The organism is candidate division WOR-3 bacterium (genome assembly GCA_039801725.1).
Classification (GTDB): Bacteria; Hydrothermota; Tepidihabitantia; order Tepidihabitantales; family DTDR01; genus DTDR01.
This window is the reverse complement of the sequence record JBDRVE010000059.1, coordinates 1-5,669: the sequence shown is the minus strand read 5'-3', so window position 1 is coordinate 5,669 and position 5,669 is coordinate 1. Positions and strand designations below refer to the sequence as shown.

Annotated in this window: 4 protein-coding genes; 3 read left to right on the top strand and 1 reads right to left on the bottom strand. The window is 33.6% G+C overall.

Going from position 1 to position 5,669, the window contains the following annotated elements:
- From ABIK75_08220 to ABIK75_08210, 3 genes are all read left to right on the top strand, one after another.
- Positions 1-993, top strand: a 993-nt coding sequence (locus ABIK75_08220) for a transketolase C-terminal domain-containing protein (protein MEO0091074.1), incomplete at its 5' end; no start/stop codon positions are given.
- A gap of 9 nt (positions 994-1,002) precedes the next feature.
- On the top strand, positions 1,003-2,244 hold the full coding sequence (locus ABIK75_08215; GenBank protein MEO0091073.1) for a pyridoxal phosphate-dependent aminotransferase: 1,242 nt from the start codon (positions 1,003-1,005) through the stop codon (positions 2,242-2,244).
- A 53-nt stretch (positions 2,245-2,297) separates the two neighbouring features.
- Entirely contained in the window at positions 2,298-4,670 is a 2,373-nt protein-coding gene (locus tag ABIK75_08210; GenBank protein ID MEO0091072.1) for a hypothetical protein, read from the top strand.
- Here ABIK75_08210 and ABIK75_08205 read toward each other — a convergent pair.
- A complete protein-coding gene (locus ABIK75_08205) occupies positions 4,659-5,597 on the bottom strand; it encodes a DNA recombination protein RmuC (protein ID MEO0091071.1) in 939 nt (312 codons plus the stop codon). The two genes, ABIK75_08210 and ABIK75_08205, sit on opposite strands and share 12 nt — an antisense overlap.
- Positions 5,598-5,669 lie beyond the last annotated feature (72 nt).

Here is a 5,669-nt window from a genome sequence, read left to right as displayed (position 1 = left end):
GAAGTGGGCGATGACCCAAGAATTGTCTGTATTGGCGCTGATATATCTGACTCAATTACTATTTCCCATTTTTATAAAGGAAAACCTGAAAGATTAAAGAGATGGATAGAAGTCGGTATTGCTGAACAATCAGCAACAGCAATGTCTGCTGGTTTAGCAAAAGAAGGATTTTTACCTGTCTTTGGAACTTATAGCACTTTTGCCTGCGCCCGAAATTTAGACCAATTAAGGGTTTCGGTTTGTTATGGCAATTTCAATGTCTTTATTGCCGGTGCTCACGGTGGTGTTTCGGTTGGGCCAGATGGCGCAACCCATCAAGGATTAGAAGATTTATTTGCGGTCTGTGGTTTACCAAATATGCATGTCTGTGTTCCTTGTGATGCGATTGAAACTAAAAAAGCAACTAAATATATGCTTTTTAACATTGTCGGACCAAAATATATCAGATTTGCCAGAGAAGCAACACCAATTGTGACAAGAGAAGATACTCCATTTGTTTGGAATGTTCCAAATATCTATCGTTATCGAAAAGAAACCGAAAAATTTATTGATGCCTTTGATATCTATTTAGCAACAGAATATAAAAATGAAAACGAAGATCTAACAATTATCGCTTGTGGTCCAATGGTTCCCGAAGCAATGCGGGCAGCCTGGATGTTAAAAGAGGAATACGGAATTGAAATAAGGGTTATTAATTTACATACCTTAAAACCGATAAATCGGGATATAATTGTGCAAGCTGCCTTAGAAACGGGAATAATTATCACTGCTGAAGAACACCAGATTGGTGGATTAGCAAACCGAGTAGCGGCAATCATTGCTTCGGCAAGAGAACTTTATGGTAAAAAAGTTATTTTAGATTATATTGGAGTAAAAGATAGATTTGGTGAGAGTGGAGCGCCTTGGGAATTGATGTGGGAGTTTGAAGTTTCTGGCGAACATATTGCAGCCAAAGCAAAAGAGTTATTAGATTTTGTTAAAAGTAAAAAATAAGGAGGATAAATGGCAAGAAAAATAAAATTAGCAAAAAGAGTTAAAAGATTAAAAAAAGTTTGCCGTTTAGAATGTGGAATGCCTCTTTCCTTCCGAATGAAACTTTTAGGAACGGAGACTGCCTTTGACGTTTTGGTAAGGGCAAAAGAATTAGAAAGACAAGGAAAAAATGTTATCCATTTAGAGATTGGTGAACCAGATTTTGACACTCCCCAAAATATAAAAGAGGCAGCCAAAAAAGCATTGGATGAAGGCTGGACCCATTACGGACCTTCCCAAGGTTTACCCGAATTAAGAGAATTAATTGCTAAAAAAGCCGGTGAATTAAGAGGAATGGAATTTAAACCGGAAGAAGTAGTCGTCACTCCTGGTGCCAAACCAATTATGTCTTTTGCAATAATGGCATTAGTAGAAGATGGTGACGAAGTTCTTTATGTTAACCCTGGCTTTCCGATTTATGAATCAATGATTAATTTTATGGGGGGCAAAGCAGTACCTCTTATTTTAAGAGAAGAAAATGATTTTTTACCCGATTTAAAAGAGTTGAAAAGGAAATTGAATAAGAAGACAAAACTTTTGATTATTAATTTCCCTCACAATCCTTGCGGAAGTATGGCGGGCAAAGATTACCTAAAAGATATGGCAGAAATATTAGTAAAATATGACGACCTATGGGTTTTATCAGATGAGGTCTATTCTCGAATTGTTTATGATGAAGAATTTGTTTCTATCGCTTCTTTTCCAGGGATGAAAGAAAAAACAATTATCCTTGATGGTTTTTCTAAAACCTATGCAATGACCGGTTGGCGAATCGGCTATGGGATCATGCATCCCGAATTAGCAAAAGAATTGGCACGGATTGAAACCAATATTAACTCTTGCACTACTACTTTTATCCAAAGAGCCTGCTTAGAGGCTTTGAGCGGCCCGCAAGATGAAGTTGATAAAATGGTCCAGGAATTTAAGAAAAGAAGAGATGTAATTTTTGAAGGGTTAAACGAAATCCCCGGGTTCTCGGTAAAGATAAAACCAAAAGGAGCTTTTTATATATTTGCTAATGTAAAAAATAGTGGCTATAGTTGTAAAGAATTGGCTGATAAATTATTAAATGAAATGGGGGTTGCTTGCCTTTCCGGTACCTGCTTTGGTAAATATGGTCAAGGATTTATCAGATTTTCCTATGCCAATTCGATAGAAAATATAAAAGAGGCATTAAATAGAATAAAAGAATTTATGAGTAAAAAGAAATAGAAAAAATTCCTTTTCGCATTGATTTTATTTAATTTTTAATTTATAATTTCTTTGTGAAAAGGAAGATATTTTTATCTCTTTTTATTTTTTCTCTAATCTTCTCACAAAATCCCGAAAATGCTTTTATAATTATTATTGATGGATTAAGAAATGATGAAGCCTTTGAATCCGAATCTCTTTATATCCCCCATATTTGGAACGATTTAAAACCTTTAGGAACAATTTATACCCGCTTTTGGAATAAAGGTTGGACAGCAACAACCGCCGGTCATAATACTATTGCCTGCGGTGTGAGACAAATTGTCAGAAATACTGGCGGAGTTCCTCAAGATATTAGACCAGAAAAACCAACCTTTTTTGAATATTACCGTCAATTTCTTAATTTACCCGAAACCGCTTGTGGAGCAATTATGGGAAAAGGCAATTGTCGTTGTGTTGATTTTAGTTTAGAACCTTATTACGGAGAGAATTTTAAAGGATTTTTAATTTATAATGGCGATGATACTACAATTGCTAATTGGGTTCATAAAATTATGGACTCTCTTCATCCGAGATTAGTTTTTATCAATTTAAGAGAAGTTGATGCCAAAGGTCATTCTGGTGATTATTCTGCTTATCTTTCAGCAATAAAAATTGCTGATTCAATTATCTATGAATTTTATAAACATATTCAAGGAATACCACCTTATACCGATACTTTTTATCGTAATAAGACAATAATGATTGTTACTACTGACCACGGTAGAAACGATGATGCTCATTTGGGTTTCTCCGGCCATGGTGAATGGGATCACGGTTGTCGTCATTTATTATTTTTAGCATTAGGACCAGAAATTAGACAGAATATTATTATTGACAGTATTGAACGGGACCAAATTGATATTATCCCCACCCTTGGCTATCTTCTTGGCTTTCCTACCTATTTTAGTGAAGGCGAAATAATGACGGAAATGATAGAACCAAATTTTCAGCCAAGGTTAAATTTAAAAAGTAATTACTATTCTTTTAATTATTTAAATCTTTCAAGTAACTCTGGTTTTTCTCGAGATCCAGAAATCATTGTTGACAAAGAAGGAAGGATTCATCTTATTTGGCTTGATAATACAAGGGGAAAATGGGAAGTTTACTATCGGAAAAGTTATGACGGAGGGTTAACCTGGACGCCGATAAGAATTATTTTTGATTTCCCCGGCAGAGATACGGTCATTTGGTATAGTAGAATTTCTGCTGATGATAGTTTAATCGTCTCTGGAATGGGTTATGCCAAGGTTGCCCAAAGAATTGATTCATTATCTCCTTCTCGGATTGATTCTACTTTTATTTGGTATCCTTGGGTGGCAACAAGTATTGATGGCGGTGAAAATTGGCAGGTAGTATCTTTTTTAGATTCTAATATGGGCTCCTGTGCTTCACCAGTTTCAGTAAAAAATAATCGTTATGCTATTGCCTATTGGCAGATAGGTAAATTCTCTTGGGAGAGAACACAAAAAGGACTTTATTTTAATTGGCGTCCTTTTCAGCAAAATTGGCAGGAAGAACCAAAAAGGATAATAAATAGAAATTTCCAATCCTTTGACCTTTTAGATGATAGTAATTATTTTCATATTATTGGCTCTTGCTTGCAGCCCGGAGACGAAGATTATGAAATTGGTTATTGGCAAAGTGAAAATGGTGATTCCTGGAGAACCCAATGGATAACCCGAGATACTCCGCCAGAAATATTTTATGATTTTGACCCTTCCCTTGTGAAAGATGATACCGACTTTCTACATTTGGTTTGGGCGAGAAAACCAAATGAAAATGGAAATTGGCAAATCTACTATTCAAAAAGTATAGACAATGGTTATTCTTGGACACCAATAATCCAGATTACCCAAAGTCCTTCTTCTGCCTGGAAGCCAAAATTGATTGCTAAAAGAGATAGTTTGTATGTCCTTTTTGTTGATTATCGAGATAATAATTCGGAAATATATTTAATAAGAAGCACTAACCGTGGTCTCTCTTGGCTTCCAGAAGAAAGAATTACTTATAATAATTCTTTTTCAACAAATCCTAAGGGAGTTATTTGGAACGATAAACTATTAGTAGTATGGCAGGATTTCCAAGCAGGAAATTGGGATATCTTCTTGGAAAGAATTAATACTTCGGTCAGCATTCAAAAGGAAGATAATTTCTATTATAAAATTTCAACGCCTTTTCTTTCTGATAATTTCTTTCTTAATCTTGCTCTTCCTTATCAAGCAAAAGTTCAAATAGATTTATATGATGTGAAAGGAGCTTATTTAAAAACAATATTAAAGAAAGAACTAAATAAAGGAAATCACCAACTAACCTTTAAAAAAGAGAGAATTTTTAAAGGTATTTATTTTCTTATTCTGCGGATGGATAAAAAATTACTTAAAGAGAAGATTATTCTATTTAATTAAAGCAATACCCCTTTCTAATTGGGAAAGTTTCTTATCAAGTTCATCAAAATTATTTAAAGAATTTCTTAATTGATTTCTTGCTCGATCAAATAATTCCCTAACTTCTTTAGCATCCTTTTCAATCTTTTGTAAACTATCAATAATCTCTTTTGCTTTCTCTTCAATCTTTAAACCTCTTAAACCATAAAGGATAACTTTTAAATAAGCATAAAAAGTATTTGGTGAAACCGGGATAACCTTTTTTTCCAAAGAATAATTGAAAATCTCTGAATTAAGAATAGTTTCGTAATAAACATTTTCTGCTGGAATATACATTAAGGCAAAATCAAAAGTTCCTTCGGTTGGTAAGATATATTTGGTTATTGCGTCAATATGTTGTTTACAAGTTTTAATAAAATCCCTTTTAGCACTTTCATATTTCTCTTTATCTTCAGCACTAATCATCTTCTCAAAACTTTCCAAAGGAAACTTAGAATCAATCGGTACAATATTCTCACCAATTTTTATTATTGCATCTGCCCGACTACCAGTTTTAAATTGGTATTGGATTTCATAATTTTCTTTTGGCAAAATCTGGGATAAAAGATTTTCTAACAAAGTTTCACCCAAAGTGCCCCGAAATTTTGGTGGCTTTAATAAATCTTCCAATTTCTTTATATCTTCACTCAACTCAATTACCCTTCTCTGCGCCTCACTTAAACCGCCTAACCTTTCCTTCACATCAGAAATCACTTCTGCTGCTTTATCCAATCTCAAATTTATCTGACCACTAGTATTCTGTAAATTTTGACTTAATTCCATTCGCAATTGACTAATTTGCTCTTGTAATAATCTTATACTTTCGCTTTTCTTTAATTCTTCAATCTTTAGATAAAGAAAAATAAAGGTAATAATTATTAAAATTATCGCAATAATTCCAAAAATCATTTCAAATTATTTTAAATAAAATTTAAAGAAATATCAAGGATAAATATTACTCTTTTTCAAAAATCCCCAAAA